The sequence below is a fragment of the Pantoea sp. GbtcB22 genome, from assembly GCF_019091025.1.
GTDB lineage: Bacteria > Pseudomonadota > Gammaproteobacteria > Enterobacterales > Enterobacteriaceae > Pantoea > Pantoea leporis.
The window spans coordinates 1-240 of the sequence record NZ_JAGXKB010000740.1 but is presented as its reverse complement, the minus strand read 5'-3'; the positions used below and the strand labels follow the sequence as shown (position 1 = coordinate 240).

Genomic DNA, 240 nt, shown 5'->3' with positions numbered 1-240 from the left:
AGACAGTGCGGATCGCCCGCGCAGCCAGCGGCGATCAGACGCCTGGTTGGCAGCGTCCTGGTTCCGGGCGTGCTGCTGGACTGGAACTCGGCGCCCGGCTCGGCGATATCGAGCGTGCCGCGACCGAACAACGTCGACAATCGATCGCGCACGCCGAGCGGCAGACCTCTGACGGACGTGACGATCTGGAACCGCTCGGCCTGCAGGTGCGTCTGGAGCGCCTTCGATAGCGGCCCAGTC

1 protein-coding gene is annotated in these 240 nt (G+C 68.3%); it reads right to left on the bottom strand.

Annotated elements, in window-relative coordinates; translation table 11 throughout:
* The coding region (locus KVT28_RS26550; protein ID WP_217551288.1) for a hypothetical protein at positions 1–240 on the bottom strand (240 nt) is incomplete at both ends.